At 34.1% G+C, this 15,887-nt stretch carries 16 protein-coding genes; 14 read left to right on the plus strand and 2 right to left on the minus strand.

The features are described 5' to 3' along the window. Window positions 1-5: 5 nt before the first annotated feature. The 8 genes from dtd (at window position 6) to FYJ71_RS02510 (ending at window position 7,887) form a co-directional block, all read left to right on the plus strand. On the plus strand, window positions 6-455 hold the full coding sequence (gene dtd / locus FYJ71_RS02475; RefSeq protein WP_154537217.1) for a D-aminoacyl-tRNA deacylase: 450 nt from the start codon (window positions 6-8) through the stop codon (window positions 453-455). A gap of 8 nt (window positions 456-463) precedes the next feature. Next, window positions 464-1,090: an MBL fold metallo-hydrolase gene (locus FYJ71_RS02480; RefSeq protein ID WP_154537218.1), complete on the plus strand. Its 627-nt coding sequence runs from the start codon at window positions 464-466 to the stop codon at window positions 1,088-1,090. After that, window positions 1,090-2,682, plus strand: coding sequence for a coproporphyrinogen dehydrogenase HemZ (hemZ, locus tag FYJ71_RS02485; RefSeq protein ID WP_154537219.1), 1,593 nt, complete (start codon window positions 1,090-1,092; stop codon window positions 2,680-2,682). Before FYJ71_RS02480 ends, hemZ begins: the two co-directional genes overlap by 1 nt. Then, entirely contained in the window at window positions 2,672-3,934 is a 1,263-nt protein-coding gene (gene hisS / locus FYJ71_RS02490; RefSeq protein ID WP_154537220.1) for a histidine--tRNA ligase, read from the plus strand. The genes hemZ and hisS overlap by 11 nt, the downstream gene beginning before the upstream one ends. A 107-nt stretch (window positions 3,935-4,041) precedes the next feature. After that, the gene (gene aspS / locus FYJ71_RS02495; RefSeq protein ID WP_154537221.1) at window positions 4,042-5,829 is read left to right on the plus strand and encodes an aspartate--tRNA ligase; all 1,788 of its coding nucleotides are present in this window, start codon (window positions 4,042-4,044) and stop codon (window positions 5,827-5,829) included. Between the two features lie 5 nt (window positions 5,830-5,834). After that, a complete protein-coding gene (locus FYJ71_RS02500) occupies window positions 5,835-6,311 on the plus strand; it encodes a SoxR reducing system RseC family protein (protein ID WP_154537222.1) in 477 nt (158 codons plus the stop codon). A 91-nt stretch (window positions 6,312-6,402) separates the two neighbouring features. Further along, a complete protein-coding gene (gene pta, locus FYJ71_RS02505; protein WP_154537223.1) occupies window positions 6,403-7,371 on the plus strand; it encodes a phosphate acetyltransferase in 969 nt (322 codons plus the stop codon). A 105-nt stretch (window positions 7,372-7,476) separates the two neighbouring features. Next, a complete protein-coding gene (locus FYJ71_RS02510; RefSeq protein WP_154537224.1) occupies window positions 7,477-7,887 on the plus strand; it encodes a VOC family protein in 411 nt (136 codons plus the stop codon). A 123-nt stretch (window positions 7,888-8,010) separates the two neighbouring features. On the opposite strand, the gene FYJ71_RS02515 is transcribed toward FYJ71_RS02510, so the two are convergent. Together FYJ71_RS02515 and FYJ71_RS02520 are read right to left on the minus strand one after the other, a co-directional pair. Further along, the gene (locus FYJ71_RS02515) at window positions 8,011-8,577 is read right to left on the minus strand and encodes a threonine/serine exporter family protein (protein WP_154537225.1); all 567 of its coding nucleotides are present in this window, start codon (window positions 8,575-8,577) and stop codon (window positions 8,011-8,013) included. Between the two features lies 1 nt (window position 8,578). Further along, window positions 8,579-9,322 carry a threonine/serine exporter family protein gene (locus FYJ71_RS02520; RefSeq protein WP_154537537.1) on the minus strand — a complete coding sequence of 248 codons (744 nt, stop codon included), beginning with the start codon at window positions 9,320-9,322 and terminating at the stop codon, window positions 8,579-8,581. 322 nt (window positions 9,323-9,644) lie between these two features. Between FYJ71_RS02520 and FYJ71_RS02525 the strand changes: the two genes are divergently transcribed. The 6 genes from FYJ71_RS02525 (at window position 9,645) to FYJ71_RS02550 (ending at window position 15,815) form a co-directional block, all read left to right on the plus strand. Next, window positions 9,645-11,096, plus strand: coding sequence for a cell wall-binding repeat-containing protein (locus tag FYJ71_RS02525; RefSeq protein WP_154537226.1), 1,452 nt, complete (start codon window positions 9,645-9,647; stop codon window positions 11,094-11,096). Window positions 11,097-11,454: 358 nt separating this feature from the next. Further along, entirely contained in the window at window positions 11,455-11,994 is a 540-nt protein-coding gene (locus FYJ71_RS02530) for a helix-turn-helix domain-containing protein (RefSeq protein WP_091992579.1), read from the plus strand. A gap of 25 nt (window positions 11,995-12,019) precedes the next feature. Further along, window positions 12,020-13,063, plus strand: a complete 1,044-nt coding sequence (gene potA / locus FYJ71_RS02535; RefSeq protein WP_320641552.1) for a spermidine/putrescine ABC transporter ATP-binding protein — start codon at window positions 12,020-12,022, stop codon at window positions 13,061-13,063. A 3-nt stretch (window positions 13,064-13,066) separates the two neighbouring features. After that, entirely contained in the window at window positions 13,067-13,939 is an 873-nt protein-coding gene (locus tag FYJ71_RS02540) for an ABC transporter permease (RefSeq protein ID WP_154537227.1), read from the plus strand. Between the two features lie 106 nt (window positions 13,940-14,045). Beyond that, window positions 14,046-14,738 (plus strand): ABC transporter permease, encoded by a 693-nt coding sequence (locus tag FYJ71_RS02545; RefSeq protein ID WP_408634615.1) that lies wholly within the window; start codon window positions 14,046-14,048, stop codon window positions 14,736-14,738. A 21-nt stretch (window positions 14,739-14,759) separates the two neighbouring features. Continuing rightward, complete coding sequence (locus FYJ71_RS02550; protein WP_408634616.1) at window positions 14,760-15,815, plus strand: ABC transporter substrate-binding protein; 1,056 nt, start codon at window positions 14,760-14,762, stop codon at window positions 15,813-15,815. Window positions 15,816-15,887: the final 72 nt, after the last annotated feature.

A 15,887-nucleotide genomic window follows, 5' to 3' on the forward strand; every position in this document is an offset into this window, starting at 1 on the left:
TGTATATGAGAGCAGTAGTTCAAAAGGTAACGGCTTCAAATGTCAGCGTAGATGGAGAAGTGGTTGGAAAAATAAACTCAGGTTTGCTCGTGCTATTGGGTGTGGGCGAGGATGATGAGATAAAGGATGTCGACTATATGGTCGATAAAATCGTAAATCTTAGAATTTTTGAGGATGAAAATGAAAAATTGAATTTATCATTGCTTGATGTTGGTGGTGAGTTGTTGGTGGTAAGCCAGTTTACTTTGTTCGGTGATTGTAGAAAAGGTAGACGCCCAGGGTTTTCTGATGCAGCAAGACCGGATAAGGCTGATGAGTTCTATATTGATTTTGTGGAAAAGGCAAAAGCTCATGGCATAAATGTACAAACTGGAAAATTTAGAACACATATGATGGTTGAGCTGATAAACGATGGTCCTGTGACATTGTTGATAGATTCGAAAAAGAATTTTTAGGAGGGCTTATGAAATTAGAGGTAATAGTGGACTCAATGATGCAAGAGAATACTTATATATATTATGATGAAAATACACTTGAGGCTGTCGTGATCGATCCAGCCCTTTGTTTTGATAAACAGAAGGATTTTATAAAAAAGCATAATTTAGTTGTGAAATATATAATGTTGACACATTCTCATGCAGATCATATTGGAGATGTGCTGGAGCTAAAAAAGCTTACAGATGCCAAAATAGTGGCAAATATCAATGAAAAAGAAATGTTAAATGATGCAAGTAAGAATTTAAGCAATCAGTTTTTTCCATACCCAGTGGAGATAGAAGCCGATATCTATGTTTCAGATAGAGAAAAGCTAAAGATGGGTGAACATACTTTTTCATTTTTCGATACTCCAGGACATACTGAAGGTGGAATGTGTATTAGATGTGGAATGGAGATGTTTACTGGAGATACTCTATTTATGGGGTCTATTGGAAGAACAGATTTATATGGTGGCGACTATAACCAGATGTTGAAGTCCTTAAAAAAGCTATCAAAAATGGAAAATGATTTGGTTATCTACCCTGGTCACGGTCCTGCCAGTACCATTGGCAGAGAAAAAAATAGTAATTATTATATGAAATTGGTGATATAATGATAGATATACTTTTGATTGGACATGACTATAGGTATGAATTGTCTGAATTTTTAAAGCTATTTTCTTCTGAGTTTTCATTCCTTGAGAGCTCAGAAGTTTTTGACGTTAATAATGAAGATGAGTTTGACTCACTGGCAATATCAAAAAAAATTTATGAATTGAGTGATTTAGATAATGATATTTTGATCAATAGACTGCATGTTGATAGAGACATGCACCATATTAGTATTATTTCAGAAACCATTGTCATAAGTAATAACGCAATATCATACCAAAAAGAATTGTCCGAGCATTTAGATTTTGAAAAAAAATTTGCAAATAACGAGAAAAAAATAGATAATGTAATAAAGAGTGCTTCAAAGAGATTGATTCAAAAGAGTATGTTTGAATTTCTAAAGAATAGATTTGATGCATACGTACCATGGGGGATTTTGACTGGAATAAGACCACTAAAGATAGTTCATTCATTGTTGGATGAAGGTTTATCTGAAGCAAATGTCATCGATATTTTGAAAAACAATTATTTGATATCTGATGAAAAGGTAGACTTGTTGATGAAAGTGGCAAAAAGGGAAAGAAAATACATTTATCCAGTAGATGAAGACAAAATTTCATTGTATGTAAGTATACCATTTTGCCCAACCAAATGTCTGTACTGTTCATTTCCATCACATCCTCTTGCAAAATTTGGTAAGCTAAGAGATTCATATTTGGAAAAATTAATATACGAAGCAAAGGGTCTTGGCGAATTAATCAAACTGCAGGGAAAGAGCATTGAAACTCTTTACATTGGTGGAGGTACTCCAACTGCATTAGATGCCGAGCAGCTCGATTTTTTGATAAAATCTCTTTTTGAAATATTCGATTTAGAGCAGCTTGAGGAGTTTACTGTCGAGGCTGGTAGACCTGATAGTATAACGAGAGAGAAGCTAGAAGTTTTAAAAAGAAACAATGTCACGAGAATCAGCATCAATCCTCAAACCATGAATCAAGATACACTTGACAAGATAGGGCGTAATCATACAGTTCAAGATATAGTTGATTGTTTTTTTCTGGCACGAGAGCTTGGCTTTGATAATATAAATATGGATTTGATACTCGGTCTTCCAGGAGAAACGCCCGATATGGTCGAAAATACGATGAAGGAAATCGTAAAATTAAATCCTGAAAATGTGACAGTTCACACACTTGCATTAAAGAGAGCGTCTGATTTAAATATTAATATTGAGGAATATAAAAGTGATTTGAGTTCCTATAAAAATATGATTAGTATGATTGAAATATCTCAGAAATATATGAGTATGTATGAATATTCCCCATATTATTTGTACAGACAAAAGCATATGCTTGGAAATTTGGAAAATATTGGATATTCAAAGGATGGGAAAGAATGTATGTACAATATGCAGATAATGGAAGAAATGCAATCTAATTATGCGATTGGTGCGGGTGCTGTTTCAAAATTTGTGTACTTGAAGGAAAATAGAATTGAAAGGGTCGATGATGTTAAAAATGTTGAAATCTACATTGATAGAGTCGATGATATGATAGATAAAAAATATGCGGAGGTAAAGAAAAATGGTTATTAGTGCTCCAAGAGGAACAAAAGACATAACTCCTAAAGAATCTTATAAATGGAATTTTTTGGAGAACAAATTCAAGGAGATTTGTTCGATTTACGGCTATGAAGAAATTAGGACTCCAATTTTTGAACATACTGAGTTATTCAAAAGAGGCGTTGGGGATACGACTGATATAGTTCAGAAGGAAATGTATTCCTTTGTAGATAAGGGTGATAGAGAAATTACACTGAAACCAGAAGGTACAGCGGGTGTAGTGAGAGCTTTTATCGAGCATAAAATGAATGCTGATGCTCAGCCAACCAAATTATTTTATATCACACCTTGCTTTAGATATGAAAGACCGCAATCTGGTAGACAAAGGCAATTTCATCAGTTTGGAGTAGAGGCAATAGGGGGAGATTCTCCGTCACTTGATGCTGAGGTAATTGCTCTTGCAATGCAGTTTTTGAATGAATTGGGATTGAACGATCTATCTGTTTCAATAAACTCGGTTGGATGTCCGGTTTGTAGGGAAAGCTACAACAGACTCCTAAAAGACTACCTATTGCAGAAATCAGATGTTCTTTGTGATTTGTGTAATGATAGAAGAGAAAAAAATCCTATGAGAGTTATTGACTGTAAAAATGAAACTTGTCAATCAAATATTGTCGATATACCTCTGATGGCTGATCATTTGTGTGAGGATTGCCAGAAGCATTTTGAAACATTAAAAGAATATCTTGATGAGATGGATATTAGGTATTCTGTCGATAAGAAAATCGTAAGAGGGTTGGACTATTACAAGAGAACTGCCTTTGAGATAATATCAAATGACCTTGGATCGCAATCTACTGTTTGTGGTGGTGGTAGATACGACGGACTTGTGGAATTAATCGGTGGTCCAAAAGGCTTTAGTGGAATAGGATTTGGCATGGGTGTTGAGAGATTATTATTGACACTTGAAGCGAATGAAATTGAAATTGAAAACCCAAATAAAACCGATATATTTATTGTGACTATTGGAGAAAAGGCAAAATTAAAATCATTTAGTTTGCTAAAGGAATTGAGAAAAGAGCATTTCTCCGCTGACAAAGATCATTTGGATAGAAGTGTAAAGGCTCAGTTTAAATACTCGAATAAGGTTAATTCAAGGTTTACGATTGTTATTGGCGAAGATGAACTAGAAAAAGATGAGGCAAGCCTAAAGGATATGGAAACCGGAGAACAGAGACTTATTAAAATCAGCGAAATAGTTGATGAATTAAAAAAAGGAATCTAAATTTGAATAATGATTTGGATGTTCAAAGTAACTATTAGTTCGTTTAAGCTGATAGTTACTGGATACAAACTAATAAATAGATGATTTAAAGCTTGGAGGTAAAGAAGTTGGATACTATTAAGGGAATGAAAAGAACTTGTTATGCAGGTAGTCTTAGACTTGACGATATAGGTAGAGAAGTTGTGCTTATGGGTTGGGTTCAGAAGAAAAGAAATTTAGGTGGACTGGTATTCGTTGACTTAAGAGATAGAGGCGGTATTGCTCAGATAGTTTTTGATAATGATGTCAGTAAATCTGCTTTTGAAAAAGCAGAAAAATTAGGCAGTGAGTATGTAATAGCCATCAGAGGGAAGGTTTTTGAAAGACAGTCAAAGAACAGTAATATTCCTACTGGTGATATTGAGGTTTTTGCTGAGGAAATAAGAGTACTAAATGAATCTCAGACACCACCTATTTACATCAAGGATGATGATGAAGTAGGTGAGGCTCTAAGACTTAAATACAGATATCTTGATCTTAGAAAACCTAAGATGCAAAAGAACCTGATGCTGAGAGCAAAGGTTGCAAATGTAGTAAGAAATTATTTGACAGACAATGATTTTTGTGAAATAGAAACACCATTTTTGATAAAACCTACTCCAGAGGGTGCTAGAGATTACCTTGTACCTTCAAGAGTAAATCCTGGGAAATTTTATGCTTTACCACAATCCCCACAGCTTTATAAGCAATTATTGATGGTAAGTGGTATGGATAGATATTTCCAGATAGTTAAGTGCTTTAGAGATGAAGACTTGAGAGCTGATAGACAGCCTGAATTTACTCAGATAGACTGTGAAATGTCATTTGTTGATGAGAATGATGTTATGGAAATAATGGAAGGAATGCTGAAAAAAATATTCAAAGAAGTATTAGATAGAGATATTGTAACTCCTTTTCCGAGAATGACTTTCGCTCAAGCAATGGATAAGTATGGATCTGATAAGCCAGATACAAGATATGGACTAGAATTTGTGAATATTAGTGATGTGGTGAAAAACTGTGGTTTTAAAGTATTTGCTGAATGTGCAAAAGAGGGATACTCGGTTAGAGGTATCAATGTTGTTGGCGAGGCGGACACTTTTACAAGAAAAGCAATTACACATTTGGAGGATCATGCAAAAACATATAAGGCGAAAGGCTTGGCATGGATGAAGATTACAGATGAAGGTGTTACTTCTCCAATTGCAAAATTCTTTAGTGAAGAGGAGCTGACAAATATTCAGAATGCAATGGGAGCGAAGACGGGAGATCTTCTGCTATTTGTTGCTGATAAGGATTCTGTGGTCTATGATTCATTGGGGCAGGTTAGAATAGCTGTTGCTGATAAATTGAATCTTGCAGATCCTGATAAGTTTAATTTATTATGGGTTACTGAATTTCCTGTATTTGAAGAGGATGAGGAAAACGGAAGATTTATCGCAAAGCACCATCCGTTTACGTCACCGATGGAAGAAGATATAGATAAATTAGAAGGTGATGATAAGCTTAAGTTAAGAGCAAGAGCGTATGATATTGTATTAAATGGATACGAAATCGGTGGAGGTTCTATTAGAATTTCTGATGCGAAGGTGCAGGAAAAAATGTTCAGAGCGCTAGGGCTTTCTGATGAAGAGGCAAATAACAAATTTGGATATTTGTTAGAAGCTTTTAAATTTGGAACACCTCCTCATGGTGGTTTGGCGTTTGGGTTGGATAGACTGGTAATGCTGTTGGCAGGAGCTGAAAATATCAGAGAAGTAATAGCATTTCCAAAGAACCAAAATGCTGTTTGCACAATGACAAATGCACCTACAGAGGCGGAGAGCAATCAGCTAGAAGAATTGAGTATCAGAGTATCCCTAGAAGACAAGGAGTGATAACTATGGATCAAAGAGGCTATATTCTTGAAGTAACGAGTGATGATACAGCGATGTTCAAGATGCAGAGACTGTCTGCGTGTGCGAGTTGTGGGAAATGTATTGGGGCTAGCAACAGCGAATCTCAGGATATTATTGTCGAAGTACAGAACAAAATCGGTGCAAAAAAGGGACAGTATGTTGAGGTGTCAATGGAACATATAGATGTGATGAGAGCAATATTTATCGTCTATGGAATACCTCTTATAGCGTTGATAATCGGCTCGGTAGCATCATTTTATCTGCTTGAGAATATCGGATATACTGGGAATAAATTGGAAATATTGTCATTTGTTTTTGGGCTTGTATTGATGGGAATTTCATATATTTTCATCAAGAAGAAGGATAATTCTTTTAGAGAAAGCAGGAGATATATGCCAACTGTCACAAGGATAGTGGGAGATATTAAGCCAGAGAATGTCTTAGATCAATTTTCTAATTAGAAAAAATAATAAACAGTAATAAAAAAACAGACACCAATAAACAATTAATCGTTATAAAAATTTTTGACGATAAAATTATAGGAGGATAAAAATGGAATTATTAGAAGGATTAAAAGCACAAATAGAAGGGAAGAATATTAGGATTGTTCTTCCAGAGGGTACTGAGCCTAGAATATTAGAAGCTGCTGCAAGATTAAACAAAGAAGGTATACTAGTGCCTGTATTGGTAGGAAAGGTTTCAGAAGTCGAAAAGGTAGCAAATGAAAATAATTTTGATATATCTGGAATAGAAATCTTAGATCCAGCAAACTACGGAGAGTTTGATATGATGGTTGATTCCTTTGTTGAGAGAAGAAACGGTAAGGCGACAAAAGAAGATGCTCAAAAAATATTATTAGATGAAAATTATTTTGGAACAATGCTTACATATATGGGAAAGGTTGACGGAATGGTTAGTGGTGCCGTTCATTCAACTGGTGATACTGTAAGACCTGCACTTCAAATCGTAAAGACAAAGCCGGGTGTTTCTAGAACAAGTGGTGCGTTTGTAATGCTAAAGGATGATACAAGATATATATTCTCTGATTGCGCTATAAATATCGAATTGGATGCTGAAGGGTTGGCTGGTGTTGCAGTTGAAAGTGCCAAGACTGCGAAAATTTTCGGCATAGATCCCAAAATTGCAATGCTGAGTTTTTCAACAAAAGGATCTGCAAAGCATGATTTGGCTACGAAAGTTGAAGAGGCAACAAAGCTTGCGAAGGAAATGGCACCAGAGCTTCCAATAGAAGGTGAAATTCAATTTGATGCGGCAATAGTTCCATCAGTTGGTCAGCAAAAAGCACCAGGCTCTGAAGTGGCTGGATACGCAAATGTATTCGTATTTCCGTCTCTAGAAGCAGGAAATATAGGTTACAAGATCGCCCAGAGATTGGGAGGTTTTGAAGCTTTAGGTCCAATACTTCAAGGATTAAATAAACCTATTACAGACCTTTCTCGTGGTTGTAGTGCTGAGGATGTGTACAAATTGAGCATAATTACTGCTTGTCAGAGTTTATAACAAAAATTTTAAGTATCCAAATAAAAATATTATTAAAGTGTTCAGTTATGGGTATCATAGAATTAATAACAAAAACATATTGTTAATAATTTTTGGAGGATACATATGATAAAAGAAATAAGTCCATATATTGTATTAAATGGAAACGGTAGAGATGCAGTGGAATATTATAAAGATGTACTAGACGCTGAGGTAAGAGCTCTTACATTTTGGAAAGACTTTGTACCGAATTGCCCACTAGAACTTGAACAAAGAGTAATCAATGCTCAGCTATATATCAATGGTATGAGAATACAAATTTCAGATAATAGTCCTGAGTTTGAGTATAAATATGGTGAAAATGTGACTATTGCACTGATTTCAGATGATGTCGATACATCTAAAAAATATTTTAATAACCTAAAGAAAGATGCAAAAGAAGTGGTGATGGATTTGCAAGAAACACCGTGGAGTCCCGCTTATGGAAATATCGTCGATAAATTTGGGGTTATATGGCAAATAAATACAGAAGTATAAGTAATAAAAAGAATAAGTGATAAAAAGCATACCCTACATTCATTTTTCATACGTGGAGAATGTGGGTATGCTTTTTAATTGTGGCTATTATAAGTCAGCCATTACTTATATTATTAATGCTAATTATTCTTTTTTACTTGAATCGTCAATTTTTCTATATGGATTGATATCATATCTACTTGACGTTCTATTCTTACCTAAGTTTACCCAAGCTACATATTTTAGCTTATCGTTGGTAGTTATAGCTTTTTTAAGCTGATATAGGTTGAATACTCTTGAAAGTGACGCCATTACAAGTATTCCAAGTGCTATTCCAATACTTATTATTACAGAACGAGTACCTGTTGTAGCTGCTACTATATAATTTTTTTGCAATATATTATATATTGTATTGTAAAGACCGATTCCAGGTATAAGTGGAAGTATTCCAGGTATTACAATTATTATTGCAGGCTGCTTTAATTTTCTTGCCAAAATCTCGCCAAGCAGAGATACAGTAGCTGCTGAAATAAATGAGTAAATAATAGGATTGTCATAGTGGAATGTGAGTACATAATATACAATCCATCCGATTCCTCCGACTATTCCATCATAAATCAGGAATTTTTTTTGAATATTGAAAAACACTGCAAAACCACAGGTTGCTATTGCAGAAAAGAAAAAATGCTGCCATAGTGGTATATCTGCCATTTTATATTCCTCCTATTCCAAGTATAACCGCCACACCGAATGCGATGGCAGTGAAAATCATAAATACTTCAAACAATCTTGCTGTACCAGCCATTAGGTTTCCAGATATTAGATCACGCATAGATTTGATAAAGGCAACTCCAGGAATCAATGGCATAATTGAACCGACTATCAAAGCAGAAGGTGTGTCAATATATCCTATTTTATGGAAAAATACCCCTATCGAAGTAATTATGACTGATGATAGTATCGTGGAAAACATTACAATAGAGCTGTATTTTATTGTTTTGTCATAAATATATGTTGCCAATATCGATGTTAAGAATGTTAAAATATAGGTTAGTATTTGATTACCACCAAGAATTGCAGCAAAGCTTGCAGAGCCAATTCCCGTTCCAGCAAGGTACAACCATGTCGGATATCCTTTTTCCTTGTCTATTTGTCTTAACTCTTTGATTTCCTCATTGATATCAGGGTCTATTTTATTTACGAAATCTCTTGAAAAGTTATTCAATAATGCTATTTTATGTAAATTTATCCCTCTTGAATTTATGGTTTTCATAAAACATAGTCCGTCGAATTTATCATCTGAGATAATTAGAACGGTCGGAGTAGTAAAGCAGTTAATGTGATTGTATCCCCTTGATTTGCATATTCTTATTACACTATCTTCAACTCTATAAGTTTCAGCACCATTTTTTATGAGCAACTCACCTAAATACAATGCTAATTTCAATGTACTCATCTTATATTCTTTGTCTTCAAGTCTGGCTGTTATTTTCATTACTCTTTCTTGCTCTGGATCCAGTTTTATCTCTTCATTATTTTGAAAATCGTTGTTTGCGCTCAACTTATTACCCCCTTCCATTATTTTCACATATACTAATATACACTATTTTATAGTAATTTTGTACATATTTTTTCCTGAAAAATTGTTTATTTTTAATCGAATGATCGTTAAAAAATATAAAAAAATAGTTAAGTTTAATTTTAGTATTATAATGGATAATAATTACATTTGAAAGTATGATATATCATCATATTTCAAAATTAAGAAGGAGGTAGTTATGAACAAGAAGATAACGTGTGTTTTATCTATGTATTTAATCGCAGGTATGTCACTAGCATTGTGCGAAAATACAGTGAAGGCAGATGAAATTACAAATAATTATTCTGTTGAGGAAATACTAAGTTATGAAAATGTAAAAACAGAAGATATTTCGTCTAGTATACCAAAGACAGAAAATCCTGTAAATAATTCAATTCAAATTTCGAATATTGATGACAAAATTGATAGTTTATATAGGGATTTAGGGGGAGACATTAAGCTTCCGAAGACTGTCGATTTAGGATCAAACACTATTATTGGAAAGCTGGCAAATGGTGTTGGAGTCACTGTGTATAAAGTAAGCAGTGAAGACTTGGCAAAAGGCAGTGTTGTTTTAAATTCTAGTATGAGCCTAAGTGATACGAAATACAGTATTCAAAGTAAGAATGGAGAGTTTTCAATTGGATTTGATAATACGAAGCTAAAGGAAAATGAACACTTTATAATTTGTGTTTCTTATTCTATTACGGATTCATCTGGAAAGGACATTCACAAAACATTTTTATTTGACACAGTATATCAGAAAAAAGATAATGCTGAAAATGCTCCTGCTGAACCTCAAAACGAAAATAGGATAAGTGGTAGTGACAGGTATGTGACAAATTTAAATTCGATAAAGAAGAGCTATAAAAAGGGTGAATTTGACACGGTAATAGTGTCATCAGGCGAGAATTTTGCTGATGCTCTAACTGCTGGACCATTATCAATGAAAAATAAATATCCAATTTTGTTTGCAGGAAGAAATGGAATTAGCTCTGATGGATTGAAATTTCTGAATGAGTATGGAGTGAAAAGCGTCTTGATCGTCGGTGGTGAAAACTCAGTGCCAAAGAATGTCGAAACGCAGCTTGTAAATATGAATGTTAGGAGAATTTCGGGCGTTGATAGATACGAAACATCAAATAAGCTATTGTCAGAATTTGGATCAGCTAGGCATCTGATATTGACAGATGGAAGAAAATTTGCTGATGCATTGTCAGCAACACCGCTTTCAAAAAAATTAAATTCTCCGATATTATTGGTAAATAATTTGACAAATGTACCGACGAATATCGATAATTATTCGGATGTGTATATTATCGGTGGCAAAAGCTCTGTAAATCAATCGGCTGAAGATAAATTAAGGGAAATTAGCAATGGAAAGAGCGTATATAGAATATATGGGGGCGATAGAGTACAAACCTCATATCAGGTTGCCAAGCAAACAAAATATGCTTCGAATTTAGTTGTCAATGGAAATAATTTCCCTGACGCTTTGAGCTCTGCGAATTTGGTTGCATCTAATCCGAGTAACCTTTTACTGATAAATAAGTCTGGTTATCCTACTTATATGGCTGAGCTTATAGAAGGAAAAACAAACATTATAGTAGGCGGATATAATTCAGTCATGAAAAATATATTCAATTATTAAAAATTAGCAAAGAAAAACATCCAATCTGAGATGTGAAATCCAAATATTTAGAATTAAATTTTATCAAAAAAACATGATGAATTTTTTACCGTAGGCAAGGATATTGCCTGCGGTTTTTCTATGTATAAAACATTGGATGTATATTGAAAAAACTAAATCATAAAAAAATATTAAAACTATCTTGATTTTTTCTTAATTTTTGTATATAATCTTTATTGTTTAATAATAATAAACATTGAGTTTAGTTTTTGATTACATACTGTTTAGTCATAAATGACAAATAGTTTATTTAAAGTAAATAATTTAAGGGATAGATTAGGAGGTGTAGGCGGCTATTTTAAGATGGTCGCACATTATTATGGATATTGGAGAAAAAATTAAGCGTTTAAGAAGCGAAAAGCAACTCACCCAAGAAGAGTTGGCAAATAGATGTGAATTGTCAAAGGGGTTTATTTCACAGTTGGAAAATAACCTTACATCTCCATCGATTGCCACGCTTATCGATATATTGGAAATTCTAGGAACGAATTTAAGAGAGTTTTTTGCCGATGAGGTCAATGAGAAAATCACTTTTAAAAAAGATGATATGTTTGAAGTTGAGGATTTTGATGACGGATACACATTTAGATGGCTGGTCCCAAACTCACAAAAAAATGATATGGAGCCGGTTATTATTGAGATAAAACCTGGTGGTAGGTACAAAGAGGAAAAGCCTCACGAGGGTGAGGAGTTTGGCTATGTAATTAAGGGGACAATTTGCCTTTATATGGGAAATAAGAAATTTAAAGTAAGAAAGGGCGAAAGTTTTTATTATAAGCCAAAAGAAAACCACTATATATCGAACGAAGGAAAGACACCGGCTGAAGTTATCTGGGTCAGTTGTCCTCCTTCTTTCTAATTTGAGTATTAAAGGAGTGTAGGAAGTGAGTAATAAATTAATTGAATTAGTAGATGTTTCAAAAACTTTTGATGATAATACGGTATTGGATAAGTTCAGCTTGGCAATAAATGAAAATGAATTTTTAACCTTGCTGGGACCGAGTGGATGTGGAAAGACAACGCTTTTGAAAATTATTGCTGGATTTGAATTTGCTGATGAAGGCGATGTTTATTTTGGTGGCTATAAGGTAAACAATGTTCCTGCATATCAGAGAAACATAAATACTGTTTTCCAAAAGTACGCATTGTTTCCACATATGAATGTTTTTGAAAATATTGCCTTTGGACTAAGGATAAAAAAGATAAGTGAAGCAGAAATTGCCGAAAAAGTTAGAACAATGCTTTCGTTGGTATCTTTATCAGGCTTTGAAAAGAGAACTGTGCAATCTTTGTCTGGAGGTCAGCAGCAGCGTGTAGCAATAGCAAGAGCTTTGGTAAATGAGCCAAAGGTGCTTTTGTTGGATGAGCCATTAGGAGCATTGGATTTGAAATTGCGTCAAGAAATGCAGGTTGAATTAAAGAAAATTCAGAAGAAGTTGGGTATAACTTTTGTATTTGTTACTCATGATCAAGAGGAAGCGCTAAGTATGAGCGATACTATTGTAGTGTTGGACAAGGGAAAAATTCAGCAGATAGGAACACCTGTCGATATTTATAATGAACCTGAGAATTCATTTGTCGCCAACTTTATAGGAGAGAGTAATATCGTTGACGGAATTATGCATGATGATTTTGATGTAGAGTTTTGTGGCAGGAGATTTGTCTGTGTTGACAAAGGGTTTGAACAGGGCGAAAAAATAGATGTAGTTATAAGACCAGAGGATATTCAGATGGTGAATGCTGAAGAGGGAATGCTAAGAGGTGTTGTTAAATCTTCAATATTCAAGGGTGTTCACTATGAATTAGAGGTTGAAGAAAATGGAAGAATGTGGCTTTTGCATAATACAAAAACTGCAAGCGTTGGAACAGAGCTCGGAATGTCATTAAATCCGGAAGATATTCATATTATGCATAAAAGGGAGGCATAATAGATGAAAAATAAAAGAATTAGAACAACTGAGGTCGATAAAAAAGAAGCAAGATTGGCATATCCATATGCGGCATGGTCGCTTATTTTCATAGTAGTTCCACTGGTTTTGGTTGTATTTTATAGTTTGACTCAAAAGGATGCGGATGGAAATCTGTTTTTTACTATGAGCAATTACGGAGATGTTTTTGAACCGTTGTTTTTAAAGGTGTTTGGAAGATCATTTTTATTGTCTGGGATTGCAACTTTGGCATGTATATTGATAGGCTATCCAGTCGCATATATCATATCACAGATGAATTTGAAAAAGGGCGGAATTTTGATACTGCTATTTATTCTTCCAATGTGGATGAATTTCTTGTTAAGAACGTATGCTTGGATTGCGATTTTAGGTAAGCATGGACTATTGAATAATCTACTAGGACTATTTGGTATACATCCTAGTTCAATACTATACACTAGTATGGCAGTTTTACTTGGGATGGTGTACAATTTCCTACCATTCATGGTTTTGCCGATATATACGACTTTACAAAAGATTGATAAGGATCTTATCAACGCTGCAAGAGATTTGGGGGCAAATAGCTTTACCGTATTTAGGAAAGTTGTTTTTCCTTTGAGTATGCCAGGTGTTATGAGCGGAATAACTATGGTATTTATGCCTTGTGTTACTACCTTTGCAATATCAAGACTTTTGGGCGGTGGTAAAACCATGTTGGTCGGTGATTTAATCGAGCAACAGTTTACTACTGTCGGTGATTGGAACTTTGGTTCATCTCTTTCTATTGTAATGATGATAATAATATTGATATCAATGGCGATAATGAATAAAATTGACAGAAATGTAGAAGGAGGAGAATCAAATGCAAAGAAATAGTAGAAAACTTGATATTTTTAAAAATATCTATTTGGTGCTAGTATTTGTATTCTTGTACGCACCTATTGCTGCATTGATTATATTCTCTTTTAATAAGTCTAAATCAATGGGGCATATCACAGGCTTCACATTGCATTGGTACAAGCAGCTATTCAGTAATGAGGCAATATTGAGTGCTTTATACTATACGATAACGATAGCGGTGATTGCTTCAGTGGTTTCAACTATTTTCGGAACAATTACAGCGATTGGAATATACAAAATGAACAATAAGCCAAAAAAGATATTGTTAAATATAAACTACCTACCAGTTCTAAATACAGAGATTGTAACTGGTATAGCAATAATGAGTCTTTTTGCGTTTTTCAAGATGGATTTTGGATTTAGGACGATGCTGATATCACATATTATGTTTTGTGTTCCTTATGTTATTTTGTCAGTTCTTCCAAAGTTAAGGCAATTGCCTGAAAATATTGAAGAAGCAGCACTTGATTTGGGTGCAACACCTTGGTATGCAATTAGAAAAGTCATCATTCCACAGATTAAGCCAGGTATTATTTCTGGATTTTTGATGGCATTCACTATGTCTATTGATGATTTCGTAATTTCATTCTTTAATACGGGTAATGGAGTGAGCAATTTATCTATAGAAATCTACGGTATGGCAAGAAGAGGTATTAAACCAGAGATAAATGCGTTGTCAACTCTGATGTTTACAACAGTGCTAATTTTGATAATATTAGCCAATAGAAAAGATTCAATAATTAGAAATACTGTTAACAGAAGTGAGATTGATTAGGAGGATAATTTTTTGAATAAGATATTAAAAAAATCAAAAATATTTGTAATGATTTCAGCCGTACTTAGCTCTTCAATATTATTTACGGGCTGTGGTGCTACTAGTCAAAGCTCTTCGAAGGTATTGAATGTTTACAACGTTGGTGACTATATCGACGAGGAGTTGATAAATGAATTTGAAGAAAAAACTGGAATAAAGGTTCAATACTCAACATATGATACAAATGAAATGATGTATCAAAAGGTCAAGAGTGGTAGTACAAAGTATGATTTGGTTTTTCCATCAGACTACATGGTTCAAAAGATGAGTAGGGAAGGACTTTTGAAAAAAATCAATTACAATAACATTCCCAATTACAAATATGTGGATAAGGATTTTCTAAAAAATGCATATGATCCAACAAATGAGTACTCTGTACCGTATATGTGGGGAACCTTGGGGATTGTATATAATAAAAAAATGGTTAAGGATAAGGTTGACTCATGGGATATACTATGGAATTCAAAGTACAGGAAGAATATTCTGATGTTTGATTCTGTTAGAGATACAATGGGAGTTGCTTTGAAGAAGCTTGGATACAGTATGAATACGACAAATCAGGATGAAATCAACAAAGCCAAGGATTTATTGACAAAGCAGAAGGATTTGGTACTAGCATATGTAAATGATGATGGAAAGGACAGAATGGTCGGAAATGAAGCTATGATGGGTATTTTCTATTCCGGTGATGTGCCGATGATGATTGAAGAAAATGAAGATTTGGCATATGTGATTCCAAAGGAGGGATCAAACAAGTGGACAGATGCAATGTGTATTCCCAAAACTTCGGACAATCAAGATTGGGCAGAGGAGTTTATCAATTTTCTTTGTGATCCGGATGTAAATGCGAGAAATACGGAATACATTGGCTATTCAACTCCTATTAAAAAGGGCTGGGAACAGCTTCCAGATGATGTGAAATACGATAAATCTCTTTACCCGGATGAAGAAATATTGTCAAAGTGCGAAGCATTTTTAGATTTAGAGGAAAATATTAAAAAATATGATAGAGCTTGGGTTGAGTTAAAGAGCAATTAGAAAATTTTGATAGTATCAACTGTAGAAACTATATTATTTTTTCTTGAATTGACTTGTGCTTTATGATAGAAT

This window comes from Peptostreptococcus porci, from assembly GCF_009695815.1.
Classification (GTDB): Bacteria; Bacillota; Clostridia; order Peptostreptococcales; family Peptostreptococcaceae; genus Peptostreptococcus; species Peptostreptococcus porci.

What these genes read in the sequence shown, in the direction of transcription:
- hemZ (WP_154537219.1), top strand. Translation starts at nt 1,090, where the DNA reads ATGATAGATATACTTTTGATTGGACATGACTATAGGTATGAATTGTCT.
- pta (WP_154537223.1), top strand. Translation starts at nt 6,403, where the DNA reads ATGGAATTATTAGAAGGATTAAAAGCACAAATAGAAGGGAAGAATATT.
- FYJ71_RS02520 (WP_154537537.1), bottom strand. Translation starts at nt 9,322, where the DNA reads ATGAGTACATTGAAATTAGCATTGTATTTAGGTGAGTTGCTCATAAAA.
- FYJ71_RS02515 (WP_154537225.1), bottom strand. Translation starts at nt 8,577, where the DNA reads ATGGCAGATATACCACTATGGCAGCATTTTTTCTTTTCTGCAATAGCA.
- hisS (WP_154537220.1), top strand. Translation starts at nt 2,672, where the DNA reads ATGGTTATTAGTGCTCCAAGAGGAACAAAAGACATAACTCCTAAAGAA.
- dtd (WP_154537217.1), top strand. Translation starts at nt 6, where the DNA reads ATGAGAGCAGTAGTTCAAAAGGTAACGGCTTCAAATGTCAGCGTAGAT.
- FYJ71_RS02480 (WP_154537218.1), top strand. Translation starts at nt 464, where the DNA reads ATGAAATTAGAGGTAATAGTGGACTCAATGATGCAAGAGAATACTTAT.
- FYJ71_RS02530 (WP_091992579.1), top strand. Translation starts at nt 11,455, where the DNA reads ATGGATATTGGAGAAAAAATTAAGCGTTTAAGAAGCGAAAAGCAACTC.
- FYJ71_RS02540 (WP_154537227.1), top strand. Translation starts at nt 13,067, where the DNA reads ATGAAAAATAAAAGAATTAGAACAACTGAGGTCGATAAAAAAGAAGCA.
- FYJ71_RS02525 (WP_154537226.1), top strand. Translation starts at nt 9,645, where the DNA reads ATGAACAAGAAGATAACGTGTGTTTTATCTATGTATTTAATCGCAGGT.
- FYJ71_RS02545 (WP_408634615.1), top strand. Translation starts at nt 14,046, where the DNA reads ATGGGGCATATCACAGGCTTCACATTGCATTGGTACAAGCAGCTATTC.
- FYJ71_RS02510 (WP_154537224.1), top strand. Translation starts at nt 7,477, where the DNA reads ATGATAAAAGAAATAAGTCCATATATTGTATTAAATGGAAACGGTAGA.
- FYJ71_RS02500 (WP_154537222.1), top strand. Translation starts at nt 5,835, where the DNA reads ATGGATCAAAGAGGCTATATTCTTGAAGTAACGAGTGATGATACAGCG.